Origin of the sequence: Kerstersia gyiorum, from assembly GCF_048595715.1 — a bacterium.
In the GTDB taxonomy this organism is placed as follows: domain Bacteria; phylum Pseudomonadota; class Gammaproteobacteria; order Burkholderiales; family Burkholderiaceae_B; genus Kerstersia; species Kerstersia gyiorum.
Map to the genome: position 1 here is coordinate 2,940,603 of NZ_CP169556.1, position 17,201 is coordinate 2,957,803.

Here is a 17,201-nt window from a genome sequence, read left to right on the forward strand (position 1 = left end):
CAGGCCCGCGATGCAAAAATGGCAGCGGAAATGCAGAAAGGCCAGCTTGCGCTGGCCTTTCTGCTTTCTTCTTTTTATAGGGTACTGCTGGTTTTATGGTTTTTATCAGCCGGATCACGCCGGTTCGCTGCCCCTTGCAGGGCATGTCTCCTCACCTGCATGGACGCAATTGTGCACGATGACGGTGCGCGATGCACTAGGGGAATGCCCTAGATAGGGTCACTACCAAGAAGCAGCGAAAACCGCCAATTTTCAGCCTGACCATGACGCGTACAGATATCAATCGCGACACAAAACCCGCATTCATGCGGCTTTCCGGCGCATGGGCTGTGCCCGGCGTGACGCCGTGCACCACGGTGGGGCCCATGGTCGGGAGATCGGCTGCGCCAGTCTGCGCCGCGCTTGAAGGCCCGGTCATTGAACAGTCATACTATTTCAATATGCTTGCGGTCGCGCCCGAGCAGCCCGTCCGACGCCGTACGGACCGCCATTCCACTGCCTTTCTCCCTTACTGCCCATCTCTGACTGAGGTCTTTCCATGAGCGATTCTTCCCGCGTTCCCTCCCTGGACGATACCGCCCGCCGCATGCGGGCGGATCTCATCGACAGTCTGGATGAAGAACTGGAAATGGAGCTCGATGACGAACGCCTGGCGCACTTCGCCGACCTGCTGCCGCGCAGCGAGGACTGCGAAGGCGAGGAAATGGATCGCAGGCGCTACTTTCGAGAACTGCTGCGTTTGCAGGGCGAACTCGTCAAACTGCAGGACTGGGTCGTCCACAAGAAGCTGAAGATCGTCGTGCTCTTCGAAGGGCGCGATGCCGCCGGCAAGGGCGGCACCATCAAACGCATCACCCAGCGCCTCAACCCGCGTATCTGCCGCGTGGCCGCCCTGCCCGCCCCCAGCGAACGTGAGCGTTCGCAATGGTACTTCCAGCGCTATGTGCAGCACCTGCCCGCCGGCGGCGAAATCGTGCTGTTCGACCGCAGCTGGTACAACCGGGCAGGCGTCGAACGCGTGATGGGCTTCTGCACCGACGATGAATACGAGGAATTCTTCAACAGCGTCAGCGAGTTCGAAAAGATGCTGGTGCGTTCCGGCATCGTCCTCATCAAATACTGGTTCTCGATTACCGACGACGAACAGCACCGCCGCTTCCTGATGCGCATCCATGATCCGCTCAAGCAGTGGAAGCTGTCGCCCATGGACCTGGAATCCCGGCGTCGCTGGGAAGACTACACCAAGGCCAAGGAGACCATGCTGGAACGCTCGCACATTCCGGAAGCACCATGGTGGATCGTCGAAGGCGTGGACAAGAAGCGCGCGCGACTCAACTGCATCAACCATCTGCTGGGACAAATTCCCTACCAGACGGTACCGCACGAAGAAATCGCGCTGCCCCCGCGCATCCATCACCCCGACTACATCCGCCACCCGGTACCCAAAGATATGTACGTACCGGAAATCTATTGAACGATGGCCGCGGCGCGCCGCGGCGTTCAAAGCGCCCGTATCTGGGCCAGCAGCTCGTCCGGGCTGCCATAGACAGCCGTGGACGGCAGCAACTGCATGGTTTCGTTCACCTCCAGCAGTAACGTCGGAACGCCACGCGCATGGGCTGCCTGCATCAGCCGGCGCGCATGCTGCGTGCGCGCCTGCAAGGCTTGCACCAGGGTCAGATCCGGTTCCGCCAGCGCAGTGGCCGCCGGCTCCAATCCCAACTCGCCCAGCAAACTGACCAGCGAGCCGGTGCGCGTGATATCACGCCCATCGACATAACGGGCCAGCTGGATAGCCTTGAGGGCTTCCAGTTCGCGCTCGGGTGCGCTTTGGTGGACGGCCTGCAAGGCCAGCGTCGCCGCACCGCTGTCGAACATGCCGCCCGCTTCCAACACCTGCCGACGATAAGCCTCGGTAAAACGCTGCCCGGTCAACTGTTCGATACGCTGGTCATTCGACCACGCATATGCGGCAAATTCCGTATCCATGGCGCGCGCCCCCGGCCCGGAAAACAGGCCGGTCGGCCACAGCGACAGCGTCAAGCCCGGTTCCGACTGCGCCTTGCCCATGAAGGCCGACGCACCGTAGCACCATCCGCAGAGCGGATCGAACAGGTAATGCAGTGTTTTTTCTTTGATGGACATTTTTTATGCTCCAGGCCAGGCGGGTTCAGAACATGGTGTTGCGGTTGGCTGCTTCTGCCGGTACTTCCTGGATGACATCCCAATGTTCGACAATGCGGCCATCCTGCACCCGGAAGATATCAATGACAGCCTGACCTCGGTCCAGCTCACCATTGGTCGAATGCACGTGCAGGTAAACCAGATCGCCCTCGGTGGCGCTGCGGACAATACGTGCACGCGATTGCGGGTTCTCCTGGAAATAACCAGTGAAGAAGTCCACAAACGGCGCCTTGCCATCGGGCACTGCCGGATTGTGCTGGATGTAGTCTTCCGCCACGACAGCCGCCGCCGCAACCGTGTCATGCTGATTGAAGAAACGTTCGTAGAACTCGACGACCAGGCGGCGGTTGGCTTCCTCCTGGGCCAGATTCCTGGCGGCGGCGTGCTGCACCACCGGTTTGTTTGCAGAGGCCGGAGCGGCCGGTGCGCTTGCCGCTGCCGATTGCGTTGCAGCGGCCAGCGCACTCATGGAAAACAGGACCGCGCCCAGAAGGGCATGACGGAAATTGAGGGACATGGAAACTCCTTATCGTCCTTGTCGCTGCCCGCAGCATCAATGCGCGAACAGCGTGGCGGGATAGGTGCAATGGCTGACTGGCATCCGGGCACACTCATGGCGCTCCGTTTGCTGCCTGTCTTGCGCCTCTCGGCGAACATCAATGGTCTACAAAATAGACCAATAAATCGCATACTACCCCTTACTGCCTGACGCCGACAAGAAGTCACACCGGCGTGACTACCTCGTTGCCGGCCTAGGCAATGCCCTGGTCTTTCTTCCATTTGCGCAATCTGCTGCGGGCGTTGGCATAGGGAGATGATGTATTGAACTGGATCATCCGGCCCATGGTGTATTTTTCATACCAGGGCTCGCCATAAAGAGAGACATCATTTTCCGCCTCTATCCTGGCCACAATGCGCGTATACGCCGCATCCAGCCGTTGCAACAATGCGGGATAGCCGAGCTCGGCGAAATCCGCATAGAAACGCTGTGCCAGACGGCCAAGCTCGTTCCATTTGTAGCCTGTGTCGGGAAATTGACATCCTCCCCTGCCAGAAAGCAAGGGATTCCTACGGCGCTCACAGCGGCAAGGGGCTGCTGTGAGTCGCTTCGGCGGGTTCCTGCTTCGCAGAGGCTGCACGTCTGGCCTTCGTCCTTGCGGCTTCGGGCCGGGCGCGACTGACATCCTCTCCACAGGCTAACCGGGCGTGTCCCGCCCTTAATATATTCATCGCGCCGACCACATTGGCGTTTTCCTCATAGCCACACGCCACGCACAGAAACAACGCCTGCGTGCGCCGATTGTCCTTGGCCACCTGCCCGCAGCACGGGCAGGTTCTACTGGTGTTCTGTGGCGGCACCGCAACCAGAATGCCGCCGTTCCACGCCAGCTTGTATTCCAACTGCCGCCGGAACTCGAACCAGCCCTGATCCAGAATGGCCTTGTTCAGACCCGACTTGGCCTTGACGTTCCTGCCATGCTGATCGGCATTGCCCCTGGCCGAGTGGCTCATGTTGCGCACCTGCAAGTCCTCGATACTCACCATCGCGTGGTTTTGGCTGATGGCACTGGTGGCCTTGTGCAGGTAATCGCGCCGGGCGTTGCCGATGCAGGTGTGGGTAGCTTGCACTCTCCTTCTGGCTCTGTGCCAGTTGTTGCTGAATTTCTGCTTGCGGCTCATCGCCCGCTGGTAGCGGCGCAGGCGCATTTCGTGCTTCTGGAAACTGGACAACGGCGCAAGGAAACTGCCGTCCGAGAACGTGGCAAACCTTGCAATACCCATGTCAATGCCGATGGCCGATGTGGCCTGCGGCACGGGCTGCCGCACCTCGCGCTCGGTCTGGATAGCGACGAACCACTTGCCGCCCGATTGGCTGATGGTGGCGTTGCAGGGCTTGCCCAGCAACGCACGAGACAACCGCAGCTGCATCCAGCCCAGCTTGGGCAGAAAGATGCGGGTATTGCCCGTGTCCAGCTTGAACTGTTTGGCGTCGGGGTAGCGAAAGCTTTCGTGCTGCCCCTTCTTCTTGAAACGTGGGAAGTTTGCACGTTTGGCGAAGAAGTTCCTGTAGGCCCGCTCCAAGTCCTTGAGGGCGTGTTGCAAGGGATGCACGGGCGCGTCCTTGAGCCACGGCGTTTCAGTGCCATTGCGCCAGGCGGTCAGGTGCCTGGCCATGGCGACGTAGCCGATAAACTTGCCGCCTGCCTCGTGGTTGGCCTTTTGCAGCGCCAATGCCTTGTTGAACACGAAGCGGCACGAGCCAGAAAAACGGCGCATTTGCCGCTCTTGCTGGCCGTTGGGGCGCAATTCGTATTTGAAGGCTTGAAGGCGTTGCATGGCCATGCTGTATACATATACAGCGATAGTATAGGGCCACTGCGTGGCCCGCGCTATCCTTCCGCGCCCTGAAGGGCATGGTTTGACGCGCTTTCTGATCAAATAGGCCACCAGATCGGACACGCTCATCCACGTGTTCCGGGCATGGCCGACCATGCTGGCTTCACGCACGCGTTCTGCCGGTACGGTCGCGCCGGATTCCTCCCGCACGACCGCCCTACATCCGGGCTTGATGCCCAGATGCCCGGCAAGCACCAAGCCCTGCCTGGCCGACGCTTGCACACATTATTGTTTACATCTGGTCGATCATGACCTTGCCGAAGCCCGAGCACGATACCTGGGCAGCCCCTTCGAGCTGACGCGCAAAATCGTAGGTCACGTGCTTGGAAAGAATGGCCTTTTCCATGCTGGAGACGATCAACGCCGCCGCTTCCACCCAGCCCAGGTGGCGCAGCATCATCGCCGCCGCCAGGATTTCCGAGCCGGGATTCACGTAATCCTTGCCAGCGTAGCGCGGCGCCGTGCCGTGCGTGACCTCGAACAAGGCGGTGGTATTGGACAGGTTGGCACTGGGAGCAATCCCGACAGCGCCGACCTGTGCGGTCAACGCATCGGAAATATAGTCGCCGTTCAGATTTAGCGTGGCGATGACATCGTATTCCGCAGGGCGGCGCAGGCTGCGCTGCAGGAAGGCATCCGCCACCACATCCTTGACGATGATCTCGCGGCCCGTCTTGGGATTGCGGAACTTGCACCACGGCCCGCCATCAATAGGCTTGGCATCGAACTCGCGGCGCAGCAGTTCATAGCCCCAATCACGGAAGCTGCCTTCCGTGAACTTCATGATATTGCCCTTGTGCACCAGCGTGATCGAACTGCGGTCGTGGTCGATGGCGTACTGCGCGGCCTTGCGCACCAGGCGCTCGGTACCTTCGCGGGACACCACCTTCACCGCCAGCGACGCCGTATCCGGGAAGCGGATCTTATTGCCCACGCCCAGACGGTTGCGCAGGAATTCGATCAGTTCCTTGGCCTGCTCGGACTCAGCCTGGAATTCAATCCCGGCATAAATATCCTCGGAATTCTCACGGAAGATGACCACATCCGTCTTTTCCGGTTCACGTACCGGTGCCGGGACGCCCTTGAAATACGCCACCGGGCGCAGGCAGACATACAAGTCCAGGCGCTGGCGCATGGCGACGTTCAGGGACCGGATGCCACCACCGACAGGCGCTGCCAGCGGGCCCTTGATCGACACGACGTATTCGCGCAGCGCATCCAGGGTTTCATCCGGCAGCAGGACGTCGGGGCCATAGACCCGCGTCGCCTTGGCACCAGCGAAGACCTCCATCCAGTGTATGGCGCGCTTGCCGCCATAGGCTTTTTCGACAGCAGCGGCCACGACCGACTGCATGACAGGGGTAATATCCACGCCCACGCCATCGCCCTCGATGAAGGGAATGATGACCTGATCGGGAACATTCAGCGAGCCATCGCTATTGACTGTAATTTTCTGGCCCTGCTCTGGAACCTTGATGTGCTGGAAAGACATAGGCGCTCGTATGCTTGGTTCGATGCTTGTGCGACACTGCCGGCCATCCGGACGGCCCCAAAGGCCGAACCTTCCCTCCTGTGCGCCGCAAGCGGCGTGGCCAGGCAGAATGATCACTGATTTTATCCTGCATCCGCCGATTGCGCCGCCAGACGCCGTGCCATGGAGAACCCGGTGCGCAAAGGACACATTCCCTCACCAGAAGAAAGCAGGCCCTGCAACCGGACTGACCCATCGGACTGGCACAATTCAGGTCGGCCCAGGCCGCGATCACCCTGAGCAGCCATCACTGCATGCCTGTCACCCGAGCAAGGAAAAAGATATGAACGCCACCCCGGCAGAACGCCTGTCCATCAACGCCTATGCCACCGTGCGAACCCTGCCTGCCCTGGATTTTCCCCATGAGATGCTGGGTTGCCGCGGGCTGGACGACTCCGAACTGGCACCGCACCTGCAAGGTTTCGTCGGCTACATCATGAATCGGGGTGATGGCAGCATGACGGCACGGCGCTACCATCTGTGGCGTCATATCCAGCGTGTCGGCCAGCATGCCAGCTTCACCATCGACAGCAAGGACAGCGACGCACTGGCCGGCATGCAGGAGTGGGCCTACCGCGCCAATGCCATCCTGTTCCTGCCCGACGGCTCGGTGCGTGACCCGGCCCTGCGTATCCTGATGGCAGCCGATGGCGCAGCCGACGACGAAGCACGGCTGCCCTATCCGCCTGACGCGCTGCAGCGGCGCGTCCGTACCCTCGCCCTGCTGGAGCAGGCGCGCCCCGCGCCGCCCGCCGGCATGCCGCCCTCACTGGGCGTCGACGAAGCTGCCCTGCCGGCTGCCGAACAGGTCGTGCAGCGTGCCATGGCCTTGTTCTGCGTCGCGGCGCATGCTGAAGCCATCCTCAACGGCGACTTCGGCTTCGCGGCCATCATGCGCGCGCGCAACCCCGACGGCGTCGCAGCCCTCACGCCCCAGGAAAACGAGTTCCTGGAGGCAACCCCGGACAATCCGGAAGCCGCCTCGGCCCAGACTGAAACCGCCAATAACATGGTGTGGCGCTATGAAGCGCTGCGGGCCCTGCTCTGGGCGCTCTCCCTGGCCGAGATGGATCCGGCGGACGCCGTCTCGGCAGCGCAACCGCAGGCGCTGTCGCGCATCGTGCTGCGCCTGGCGGAAGATGCCGCGTTCCGCCAGGCCACGCGCCTGCGGCCGGCCGATGAAATTCTGGATGCGCTGGACATCGTCTGGCGCCAGCACTGGATCGTCCGCCAGGCCGGGCAGCAGGACACTGCGCCGCAAGGCGTCAATGGCGACATCGTAATGGAACGCCACCATGCCCTGAACTGGCTGACCGGCTTTCAGAATGACGCGGGCACGCCTTGGGACGAAATCGACACCCCCACCTGAATGTCTCCGCAAGCCGCGCCGCGCTTGGCCCACGGACTTCAATGCGTGGCGAGAACAACACAACTTGTCAAGTACAGGCCCGGCATAGTAGAATAGCCGTCTTTACGAGACACGATTTGTGTCCCGAGCCGTATTTTTTGAGTTGGCGCCTCGTCCCTGGCCTTCACCGGCCCTGCTGGCGCCCCCGTGAATGCGGTGCTGTAGCGCAATAACAGCGCCACAACGGGTTTTTATATTCAACAGACGCCTGCAGCCTGGCCATGATGGCGGGGCGCCCAGCCTGAAACACGGTTGGCAGCGACATTTATTGACTAGAGGTGCAACCATGGCACGCGTATGCCAAGTGACCGGCAAGGGCCCGACTGTGGGCAACAACGTTTCGCACGCGAACAACAAGACCAAACGTCGTTTCCTGCCCAACCTGCAATCGCGCCGGTTCTGGGTTGAAAGCGAAAACCGCTGGGTTCGCCTGCGCGTTTCCGCCAGCGCCCTGCGCACCATCGACAAGCACGGTATCGACGCCGTCCTGGCCGACCTGCGCGCCCGCGGCCAAGCCGCCTAAGCAGCCAAGCTGCATATCACTAGGAGCTCACCATGGCCAAAGGTATTCGCGAAAAGATCAAGCTGGAATCCACTGCCGGCACCGGTCACTTCTACACGACCAGCAAAAACAAGCGCAACATGCCCGAGAAGATGCTGATCAAGAAGTTCGATCCCGTCGCTCGCAAGCACGTGGACTACAAGGAAACCAAGCTGAAGTAAGCCTTCGTGCTGCCACAGCCTGAAAAAGGCCCTGCTCCTGCGGGGCCTTTTCTTTTGCCCGCGTTCTTCGCTACCATCCAGACAGAAACCAAGGGTTATCCCTTATCAATCAATTGATCGTCGCGGCGAACGAGCGACTTATACTTACATTGATGATAACTCTTGGACGCCGCCATCATGTCCTGCCTCCGCCGATTTGCACTAGGCCTGATCATGGGCCCCACCCTAGCCCTGGCCGCCTTGCAGGCTCATGCCGAAAAGCCTTTGCGCATCGGCGAAGTCAACAGCTACAAGGCCATTCCCGCCTTCCTGGAACCCTATAAGCTGGGCTGGGAACTGGCGCGAGAGGAAATCAACGCACGTGGCGGCATTCTCGGCCGGCCGGTGGAAGTCATCTGGCGCGACGACAACGCGAACCCGGGCGAATCCGTGCGTGCGGCCCAGGAACTGCTGGCGCGCGAGCGCGTGGAAGTCCTGTTTGGCGGTTTTCTGTCCCATACCGGCCTGGCGCTGACCGACTTCGCCCGCCAGCGCAAAGTCTTTTTCCTGGCGGCCGAACCCCTGACCGACAAGATCACCTGGGGCAACGGCAACCGCTACACCTTCCGCCTACGCCCCTCCACCTGGATGCACGTGGCGGCCCTTGCCCCCGAAGCCATCGCCCTCAAGAAAAAGCGCTGGGCCATCGTCTATCCTGATTATGAATATGGCCAATCCGCCGTTGCCACCTTCAAGGAAATGCTGCGCGCAGCCCAGCCGGATGTCGAATTCGTCGCAGAGATCGCTGCACCGCTCAACAAGCTGGATGCCGGCCCGGTCGTGCAGGCGCTGGCCGATGCCCGGCCCGATGCGATCTTCAATGTCCTGTTCGCTGCTGACCTGACGCGCTTCGTTCGCGAAGGCAACACCCGTGGCCTGTTCGAAGGCCGCGATGTCGTGTCGGTACTCTCCGGCGAACCTGAATACCTGGAAGCGCTGGGCGCAGAAACGCCCAAGGGCTGGATCGTCACCGGCTACCCCTGGTATGCCATCGACACACCTGAGAACCAGGCCTTCGTCAAGGCTTACCAGGAACGTTTCAAGCAGAATCCCAAGGTCGGTTCGGTCGTGGGCTATGCGTCGCTGATGTCGCTGGCGGCAGGTATCGAGAAGGCCGGCAGCACCGATACGGAAGCGCTGATCCAGGCCTTCCGCGGCCTGCAGCTCGACAGCCCGTACGGTCCCATCGAATACCGCGATCTCGACCATCAATCGACGCTGGGGGTCTATATCGGCACCACCGACGTCGAGAACGGCGAAGGCGTGATGCGCAACATCCGCTATCTGGATGGCGCCACGCTGCAACCCAGCGACGACGAAGTACGCAAGCTGAGGACTGCGCCGCGATGAGCTTCAGCGGGCTGCTGCTGCAGCTGCTCAATGGCCTGGCCGACGCCAGTGCGCTGTTCCTGGTAGCCGCCGGACTGTCGCTGGTCTTCGGTGTCACGCGCATCGTCAATTTCGCCCATGGCTCGTTCTACATGCTGGGCATGTATCTGGCCGTCAGCCTGACCCGGACAGCCACCGGCTGGAGCGCTGGCACGCCATGGGAGACAGCTGCCTACTGGCTCGCGCTACCACTGGCTGCCGTGGTCATCGGCCTGCTCGGCGGGCTGCTGGAGATCGTGGTGTTGCGCCGTATTTATCGAGCGCCCGAACTGTTCCAGCTGCTGGCCACTTTTGCCTTCGTCCTGCTGTTGGGCGACCTGGCGCTGGCTGTGTGGGGCCCGGCCGACCAATTCGCCGCGCGCGCGCCCGGCCTGGGCTACGCCGTTGTACTGCTGGGACGCCGTTTCCCGGCCTATGACCTGTTCCTGATACTTGCCGGCCCCGCCGTGCTGGGCTTGTTGTGGCTGCTGCAACAGCGCACGCGCTGGGGCATGCTGCTGCGCGCTGCTGCCGAGAATCGCAGCATGCTGTCGGCCCTGGGCGTGAACCAGGCGCTGCTGTTCACCAGTGCCTTCATGCTGGGCGCGTTCCTGGCCGGCCTGGGTGGCGCTCTGGCCGCGCCCCGCACACCCGCCACGCTGAGCCTGGATATCGAGGTCATCGCCAGCGCTTTTGTCGTGGTGGTCGTCGGCGGCCTGGGTTCCATCCCTGGAGCCTTCCTGGCCGCGCTGCTGATCTGCGAAATCAAGGCGCTGTGCATTTTCATCGGTGACATCACTATCGCGGGGCAAGTGTTCAGCCTGTCGCGCCTGACCCTCGCGGCGGAATTCATCGTCATGGCGATCGTGCTGATCTGGCGCCCCTGGGGCTTGCTGGGCCAGCCCCAGCCGGCGCCGCCCCCCGAGCGCGGCGCGGCAACACTGCGGCCAGCCAGCCCGCGCGTGCGGCTGGCCTACCTGTTCCTGTTGGCGATACTGGCCGCGCTGCCCCTGCTGGCAGACACCTGGCCGTATCTCACCATCCTGGGTACGGACATCCTCATTGCCGCGCTGTTTGCCGCCAGCCTGCATTTCCTCATCGGCCCGGCCGGCATGCATTCCTTCGGCCATGCCGCCTGGTTCGGCCTGGGCGCCTACGGCGCTGCCTTCGCCGCCATCCATGCAGGCTTGCCCATGGAAGCCGCGCTGTTGCTCGGCCCGCTACTGGCGGTGCTGGCTGCCCTGCTGTTCGGTTGGTTCTGCGTGCGGCTTTCCGGCGTCTATATGGCCATGCTCACACTGGCATGCGCGCAAATCATCTGGGCGCTGGCCTATCAGTTCGAAAGCCTGACCGGCGGCAGCAACGGGCTGATCGGCCTGTGGCCATCTCCCTGGCTGGATACGCCCGAGACCTACTATTACCTGAGCCTGGCAAGCTGCGCGGGATGTGTCTGGCTGCTGCGCCGTCTGATTTTTTCGCCGCTGGGCCTGGGCTTGCGCGCCACGCGCGACCACAGCGCCAGGGCGCAGGCGCTGGGCATGGACACGCGCCGCCTGCAATGGGCAGGATTCATCGCCGCCGCGCTGTTTGCCGGCATGGCAGGTTCGCTCTATGCCTTTTCCAAGGGCAGCATCGCCCCGGACGTGCTGGCCGTGGGCCGCTCCGTCGATGGCCTGGTGATGGTCATGCTGGGCGGCCTGAACGCCCTGGCCGGGCCGCTCGCCGGCGCGAGCGCCTATACCTGGCTGCACGATACCGTCGCGCGCGCCACGGAATACTGGCATGCCGTGCTGGGTCTGGTCATCCTGTTGCTGGTGGTGCTGCTGCCAGGCGGACTGCTGGGCGGCCGCAACCGGCCTGCGCCGCCCCCGGCTCCGGGAGCCTCCCATGCCTGAACAGCAATTGCTTGCCCGCGGCACCCTGCCCAGCGCCGCCGTACCGCTGCTGCAAGTCAGTGGCCTGCGCCAGGTTTTCGGCGGCGTCACGGCGCTGGATGATGTCTCCTTCGATTTGCATGCCGGTGAAATCCTGGCGTTGATCGGCCCCAATGGCGCGGGCAAGTCCACCTGCTTCAATATTCTCGGCGGCCAGGCGCGTCCCACGGCGGGCTCGGTGCGCTTCGACGGCAAGGAACTGACCCGGCTGGGCCCGCAGGCCATCTGGCGGCTGGGCATAGGCCGCACCTTCCAGACTGCGGCCACCTTCGCCATGCTGAGCGTACTGGAAAACGTGCAGGCCGCACTGCTGTCGCGCGACCGCCGGCTGATGCACTTCTGGCGCCGCGCCGCCAGCTACGCGCCACATGAAGCCCTGGCCCTGCTGGAACAGGTGGGACTGCGACAACAGGCGGCGCGGCCCGCTGGTGTGCTGGCCTATGGTGACGTCAAACGGCTGGAACTGGCCATGGCCTTGGCCCATGCCCCCAGACTGCTGCTGATGGACGAACCGGCCGCCGGCATGAACAGCGCCGAGCGGCATGCGCTCATGGAACTCGTGCGCTCGCTGGTCGAGCAACGCCGCCTGGCCGTCCTGTTTACCGAACACAGCCTGGACGTGGTGTTCCGGCATGCCAGCCGCGTCGCCGTGCTGGCCCAGGGCCGGCTCATCGCGCTGGGTTCGCCTGCCATCGTCGCCGAAGACCCTCAGGTCAGGCGCGCCTACCTGGGCAACGACAGCTTCCAGCGCTAGCCATTTCGCCGTCCGGCAGCCATCACCCATACTGCCCGGTGCTGCAGTCACCCGCTCAAGCGGCCTGCCCAGCCCTGGCCTGATATCCATGTGCCTGTCCGACGCCTGCCTGCTGCCGTCACCGCCCCGCGACGCAGCAATCCAATGACAAGACCGCCCCACTTCGGTACTCGTCCGGCTTGCCAAGACACATGACGATGCCGCCAAGCCAGGCGCCAACGCATGCAAAACAGCACTGCCATGCCACGCCATGCAACGGCAATTCACCATCTGAAATAAAGCCCATGCAAGGCATTGATTTCATACATGAAAATGGCAATTACCATATACGCAGGAACGCTTTTCAGGTAAAAAGCCTGAAAGACGTTCGCTGCAATGCAGCATTGCCAGCGGCGATAAAAGTTTCAATCAAGGTGGAGTCAACACAATGTCTGATCGCATTACACGTCACGGTCTGCGCGTCGCCCGTGAGCTCGACGAATTCCTGAATAATGAAGCCCTGCCGGCCGCAGGCATCCCGGGCGATGCGTTCTGGGCCGGATTCGCTGCTATCGTCAACGATCTCACGCCGCGCAACCAACAACTGCTGGAAGAACGCGACCGCCTGCAGCAACAACTGGACGAATGGCATGCCCGCCATCCGGGCCCCATCAGCGACGCCGCAGCCTACCGCGCGTTTCTGCAGGAGATCGGCTACCTGCAGGCCCTGCCGGAAGCCGTATCCGCCGGCTCGGACGACGTGGACGAGGAAATCGCCCACCAGGCCGGCCCCCAGCTGGTCGTGCCTGCCAGCAATGCACGCTATGCCCTGAATGCCGCCAATGCGCGCTGGGGCAGCCTGTACGACGCCCTTTATGGCACGGACGCCATTCCCCGCGAAGCCGGCAGCCAGCCCAAGGGCTACGACCCGGTGCGCGGTGCCCAAGTCATCGCGCGCGGCCGGGCGCTGCTCGATGAGGCAGCCCCCCTGCAGCAGGGTTCCCATGCTGACGCCACCGGCTACCGTATCGTCAACGGCCAATTGCAGGTCAGCCTAGGCAATACCGTCACTGCACTGCGCGATGCCGGACAGCTGCGCGGCTACCAGGGCCAGGCCGACGCCCCCCAGGCCATCCTGCTGCAGCATCACGGCCTGCACCTGGAAATCCAGTTCGACTCCCAGCACGCCATTGGCCGCAGCGATCCGGCCCATATCAAGGACATCGTGCTCGAAGCTGCGCTCAGCACCATCATCGACTGCGAGGATTCCGTCGCCGCCGTCGACGCGGCGGACAAGACCGAGATCTACCGCAACTGGCTGGGTCTGATTCTGGGCACACTGACCGAAGCTGTCAGCAAGGATGGCCAGACCTTCACACGCAGGTTGAACGCCGACCGCGAATACACCACCCCCGAGGGCGGCAAGCTCACCTTGCACGGCCGCTCCCTGCTGTTCATACGCAACGTCGGCCATCTCATGCGCAACCCGGCCGTACTCGACGCCCAGGGCGCTGAAATCTTCGAAGGCATTCTCGACGCCGTGGTCACGACGCTGGCCGCCTTGCCCGACCTGAATAGCGGCCGCAACTCGCGGCGCCGCTCCATCTATATCGTCAAGCCGAAGATGCACGGCCCAGCCGAAGTGCGCTACGCAGATGATCTGTTCAGCCGTGTCGAAAGCCTGTTCGGGCTGCCCCGCAATACCGTGAAGCTGGGCATCATGGACGAAGAGCGCCGCACCAGCGTCAACCTGCTGGCCAGCATTGCGGCAGCGCCGGCACGCGTGGCCTTCATCAACACCGGCTTCCTGGACCGCACCGGCGACGAAATCCACAGCATCATGAATGCCGGCCCGGTGCTGCGCAAGGGCGACATGAAGCACTCTGCATGGATCCAGGCCTATGAACGCAACAACGTGCTGGCCGGCCTGCATGCCGGCCTGGGTGGCCGGGCGCAGATCGGCAAGGGCATGTGGGCCATGCCCGACCTGATGGCGGCCATGCTGGAACAGAAAATCGCCCACCCCAAGGCCGGCGCCAATACCGCCTGGGTTCCCTCGCCCACGGCCGCCGTGCTGCACGCCATCCACTACCACCAGGTGAACGTGCAGGAAGTGCAGCGCGAACTGGCCAAGACCGCCTATCTGCAGGTGCGCGATGCCCTGCTGGACGACCTGCTGCAAATTCCAGTTGTCGCCCAACCCGATTGGAGTGCGGAAGACATACAGCGCGAACTGGACAATAACGCCCAGGGCATCCTGGGATACGTGGTGCGCTGGGTGGACCAGGGCGTAGGGTGCTCCAAGGTGCCCGACATCAATAACGTCGGCCTCATGGAAGACCGCGCAACCCTGCGAATTTCCAGCCAGCATATCGCCAACTGGCTGCACCACGGCATTGTCAGCGCGGAACAGGTCGAAGCCACGCTGCGCCGCATGGCTGCCGTCGTCGACCAGCAGAACGCCGGCGACCCGGCCTACCAGAACATGGCGGGCCGCTTTGATGAATCGCTGGCCTTCCAGGCGGCTCGCGCCCTGGTGTTCCAGGGCCGGGCCCAGCCCAACGGCTACACCGAGCCCCTGCTGCACGCCTACCGACTGAAAGTGAAGGCGCAGGGCTGACGCCTAGCAGACGACAGCCTGGTTGCGGCGCCTGCAGGGGCCGCGACCAACGCCCTGGCCTGCGGTGTGCTCAGGACGGCAACAGCGCCTGGGCGGTCAGGGCAATTCCGCCGGATAGCTGTCCAGGGCCAGCCTGATCTGACGGCCGATATCCACGGCGCTCAGGTGCGCCTGGATCGCGCCATAAAAAACGCCATCACGCACCACGAACAGCGCCGGCAGGTGAAACACCTCGTAGCGTTCCACCAGGCCGCCATTGTCACCGGCATCGACCCAGGCCAGCCTGGCCACCGGCAGGCGCATGCCGGGCAACTGGCGCCGCGCCACCGCGCAATTGGCGCAGGTCTTGCTGTGGAATACCACCAGCGTCGTGCCTTTCGCATCCAGCAGGAAGCGGTCTGCCGTGCCGTCGTTCAAATCGGTTTCCGGCAGGTCGGCCTGCGCCCATGCGTCTTCGTCCCGCACCGGTTCCATGGCTTCCTCGGAACCCCGCTCGCTGCTACGCCATCCCATCGTCTTCCTCTCCCGGCGCATCCGCGAGGGCGCCACACTCCAGTGTTGATTACCAGGCATTGCCCCGGCAGCCAGCGGCCGTGTTGCAGCCGGAACAATGGGCGACATCGTAGCCTGTCCCGGGGCGCCATGGGACAATGACAGCTTGCTAGAGTTTGCTTCCGTTGTTTCGTTTCCGTTGTTTCGTTTCCGTTGTTTCGTTTCCGCCACCTGCGCCATGCCATCCTCCCTGAATGATTTCCCCGCCCTTTGGCTTGTGCTCGCCGCGCTGGCCGGATTTGCCGCTGCCGCGCTGCTGCTGCGCATCCGCCAACGCACCGCCGTCGAACGCGCCAGCCAAGGCTTGCAGACGGAAGTGCTTGCCCTGCAGGCCCGCCTGGAATCCCGCGAAGCAGAGATCATCAACCTGCACCAGCGCCTGGAAGACCAGACCGAACAGACGGAATACTGGCGTGCTGCCATGGAAGCGCTGCGCAGCGAACACGCCACGCTGCAGGAACGCCTGAACCAGCAGGGCCGCCTGGGCGCAGAAATCAGCCACCTGCAGCTTGAACTGCAACAGAGTCACGCGCTGGCGGCCGCGCTGCGCGAACGCCTGGTCAGCATGCAGGCCCAGCTTGAATCCGAACGCGAACGCCACGCCGAAAAACTGGCACTGCTGCAGGATGCCCGCCAATCCCTGACGGATCAGTTCCGCAGCCTGGCCAACGACATACTGGAAGACAAAAGCCAGCGCTTCACCCAATCCAACCGGGACAGCATGAACCAGATTCTGCAGCCGCTGCGCGAACGCCTGCAGGAATTCCGCGGCAAGATCGAAGAAATCCACGGCCAGGACATCGCCCGCCATGCCAGCCTGAAAGCCGAACTGGCCCAGCTCAAGGAGCTGAACCGGCAAATGTCGGAAGAAGCCCACGGGCTGGCCGTTGCGCTCAAGGGGCAAGCCAAGAAACAGGGCAATTGGGGGGAACTGGTGCTGGAAAACGTGCTGGATCGCTCCGGCCTGCAGGATGGCCGCGACTACCGCCGCGAAGTCAGCTTCCAGACCGAGGATGGCCGGCGCCGCCCGGATGCAATCATCTATCTGCCGCAGGGCAAGCACCTGATCGTCGACGCCAAGGCCTCGCTCAACGCCTACACCCGCTATGTCAATGCAGAAGACCCCGCCGAACGCGCCCAGGCACTGAAGGAGCACGTGGCGGCCATAGGCAGCCGCATCAAGGAACTCTCGGACCGATCGTACTTCCAGCTGCCGGGGCTCAATACCCCGGAAATGGTCTTCATGTTCATTCCCATCGAATCCGCATTTGCTGAAGCCATGCGGGCCGACAGCGAACTGTTCCAGCGCGCCATCGAAAGCAATGTGCTGGTGACTACTCCCACCACGCTGCTGTCCAGCCTGAACATCGTGCGCCAGCTATGGCGCTTCGAGGCCCAGAACAAGCACACCATGGAACTGGCCGAACGGGCCGCCAGCGTGTACCGCAAGCTGGCCGGTTTCCTGAGCAGCATGGAAGAAGTCGGCAAGGCCCTGGAGCGCGCCCGCGACGCACACAATACCGCCATGAACCGGCTGGTCACCGGACGCGGCAATCTGATCCAGCAAGCCAACGACTTCCAGCGTCTGGGGGTGGCGGTACAGGGCAACCTGCCCGCGCACCTGGTCCAGCGCGCCGCGCTGGAACTGGAGCTGGACGACACTGCCCCCGCCCCCGAACCTGATGAGGCCACGCCCTGAACCCCATAGTGCC

General features: G+C 62.9%; 15 protein-coding genes. 9 read left to right on the forward strand and 6 right to left on the reverse strand.

Translation table 11 applies throughout. The features are described 5' to 3' along the window. Positions 1–538: 538 nt before the first annotated feature. Complete coding sequence (gene ppk2 / locus ACEW7X_RS12840; protein WP_127774982.1) at positions 539–1,474, forward strand: polyphosphate kinase 2; 936 nt, start codon at positions 539–541, stop codon at positions 1,472–1,474. Between the two features lie 26 nt (positions 1,475–1,500). Here the strand turns inward: ppk2 and ACEW7X_RS12845 are convergent, their stop codons facing one another. From ACEW7X_RS12845 to icd, 5 genes are all read right to left on the reverse strand, one after another. Then, positions 1,501–2,145, reverse strand: coding sequence for a DsbA family protein (locus ACEW7X_RS12845; protein WP_068366549.1), 645 nt, complete (start codon positions 2,143–2,145; stop codon positions 1,501–1,503). A gap of 25 nt (positions 2,146–2,170) precedes the next feature. Beyond that, on the reverse strand, positions 2,171–2,701 hold the full coding sequence (locus ACEW7X_RS12850) for an ester cyclase (protein ID WP_415777414.1): 531 nt from the start codon (positions 2,699–2,701) through the stop codon (positions 2,171–2,173). 235 nt (positions 2,702–2,936) lie between these two features. After that, on the reverse strand, positions 2,937–3,245 hold the full coding sequence (locus tag ACEW7X_RS12855; RefSeq protein ID WP_240733250.1) for a ClbS/DfsB family four-helix bundle protein: 309 nt from the start codon (positions 3,243–3,245) through the stop codon (positions 2,937–2,939). A gap of 16 nt (positions 3,246–3,261) precedes the next feature. Continuing rightward, a complete protein-coding gene (locus ACEW7X_RS12860; RefSeq protein ID WP_420177931.1) occupies positions 3,262–4,521 on the reverse strand; it encodes an RNA-guided endonuclease InsQ/TnpB family protein in 1,260 nt (419 codons plus the stop codon). Between the two features lie 292 nt (positions 4,522–4,813). Next, positions 4,814–6,073: an NADP-dependent isocitrate dehydrogenase gene (icd, locus tag ACEW7X_RS12865; RefSeq protein ID WP_420177282.1), complete on the reverse strand. Its 1,260-nt coding sequence runs from the start codon at positions 6,071–6,073 to the stop codon at positions 4,814–4,816. Positions 6,074–6,395: 322 nt separating this feature from the next. Between icd and ACEW7X_RS12870 the strand changes: the two genes are divergently transcribed. The 7 genes from ACEW7X_RS12870 (at position 6,396) to ACEW7X_RS12900 (ending at position 14,937) form a co-directional block, all read left to right on the forward strand. After that, the gene (locus tag ACEW7X_RS12870; protein WP_420177283.1) at positions 6,396–7,481 is read left to right on the forward strand and encodes a DUF4272 domain-containing protein; all 1,086 of its coding nucleotides are present in this window, start codon (positions 6,396–6,398) and stop codon (positions 7,479–7,481) included. 325 nt (positions 7,482–7,806) lie between these two features. Then, positions 7,807–8,043 (forward strand): 50S ribosomal protein L28, encoded by a 237-nt coding sequence (rpmB, locus tag ACEW7X_RS12875; protein WP_068366561.1) that lies wholly within the window; start codon positions 7,807–7,809, stop codon positions 8,041–8,043. A gap of 32 nt (positions 8,044–8,075) precedes the next feature. Beyond that, a complete protein-coding gene (gene rpmG / locus ACEW7X_RS12880; RefSeq protein ID WP_068366564.1) occupies positions 8,076–8,243 on the forward strand; it encodes a 50S ribosomal protein L33 in 168 nt (55 codons plus the stop codon). 213 nt (positions 8,244–8,456) lie between these two features. Next, complete coding sequence (locus tag ACEW7X_RS12885) at positions 8,457–9,632, forward strand: ABC transporter substrate-binding protein (RefSeq protein WP_240733251.1); 1,176 nt, start codon at positions 8,457–8,459, stop codon at positions 9,630–9,632. Beyond that, positions 9,629–11,545 (forward strand): ABC transporter permease, encoded by a 1,917-nt coding sequence (locus ACEW7X_RS12890; RefSeq protein ID WP_068366567.1) that lies wholly within the window; start codon positions 9,629–9,631, stop codon positions 11,543–11,545. Before ACEW7X_RS12885 ends, ACEW7X_RS12890 begins: the two co-directional genes overlap by 4 nt. Further along, complete coding sequence (locus tag ACEW7X_RS12895; RefSeq protein ID WP_130486621.1) at positions 11,538–12,338, forward strand: ABC transporter ATP-binding protein; 801 nt, start codon at positions 11,538–11,540, stop codon at positions 12,336–12,338. Before ACEW7X_RS12890 ends, ACEW7X_RS12895 begins: the two co-directional genes overlap by 8 nt. Before the next feature lie 427 nt (positions 12,339–12,765). Continuing rightward, entirely contained in the window at positions 12,766–14,937 is a 2,172-nt protein-coding gene (locus ACEW7X_RS12900; protein ID WP_127774989.1) for a malate synthase G, read from the forward strand. Between the two features lie 96 nt (positions 14,938–15,033). Here the strand turns inward: ACEW7X_RS12900 and ACEW7X_RS12905 are convergent, their stop codons facing one another. Then, positions 15,034–15,369, reverse strand: coding sequence for a thioredoxin family protein (locus tag ACEW7X_RS12905; protein ID WP_068367689.1), 336 nt, complete (start codon positions 15,367–15,369; stop codon positions 15,034–15,036). A 298-nt stretch (positions 15,370–15,667) separates the two neighbouring features. On the opposite strand from ACEW7X_RS12905, the gene rmuC reads away from it, so the two are divergent. Beyond that, positions 15,668–17,188: a DNA recombination protein RmuC gene (gene rmuC, locus ACEW7X_RS12910; protein ID WP_130486620.1), complete on the forward strand. Its 1,521-nt coding sequence runs from the start codon at positions 15,668–15,670 to the stop codon at positions 17,186–17,188. Positions 17,189–17,201 lie beyond the last annotated feature (13 nt).